Below are 688 nucleotides of genomic sequence, written 5' to 3'. Positions count from 1 at the left end.
CGATCCGCCCCCGTCATCGCAATCCGTGCAGGCTGCCGAACTCGCTGCCCGCGAGTTTCCCCGCAATGAGGGCACCCCGGCGATCGTCGTCGTGCACGGCGCCGACGGGGTCACGACGGCGGCGGCAGTGGAGCGGATCGTCACGAGCATTGACGGTGCGAGAGCCGACAATCCCGCGATCGCCGCGATAGTCACCGCCGACGACCCTGGCGGCGACAATCTGCGCACCACCGACGGTGACAGTGAGATGATTGTCGTATCGCTGACAGGCGACCCGACCGACGAATCGTTCCAAAACACGGTCGGTGAGCTGCGCGACCTGGTCAGCGAGGCCGCCGGACCTGCTGATGCGGCGGTCACCGGGCCTGCAGGAATCGCCACCGACACCGTCAAGGTGTTCAGCAGCGGCGACAAGATCCTGCTCCTCGGAACGATCCTGCTGGTCGCCATCATCCTCCTGGTGATCTATCGGTCGCCGGTCCTCGTGGTTGTCGCGCTGGCCGGTGTGGGCGTCGCGATGCGACTCGCCGAGACGGTGGGCGCGATGATGGCCGACGCGGGATGGTTCGATATCAGTTCGCAGACCGCGTCGATCATGACCGTGCTGCTGTTCGGTGTCGGCACCGACTACGCACTGATCGTCACCGCCCGCTACCGTGAAGCCCTCGCGGAGGAATCGAATCGCTCC

The 688-nt window shown here is 66.1% G+C and carries 1 protein-coding gene; it reads left to right on the top strand.

The window, feature by feature from the left end:
* Nucleotides 1-688, top strand: a 688-nt coding sequence (locus R1101_RS28910) for an MMPL family transporter (RefSeq protein ID WP_037225317.1), incomplete at both ends; no start/stop codon positions are given.

It is taken from the genome of Rhodococcus sp. R1101 (genome assembly GCF_000278445.1).
Classification (GTDB): Bacteria; Actinomycetota; Actinomycetes; order Mycobacteriales; family Mycobacteriaceae; genus Rhodococcus; species Rhodococcus gordoniae.
The sequence above is the reverse complement of the archived record's forward strand: the minus strand, read 5'-3'. Positions and strand labels throughout refer to the sequence as shown.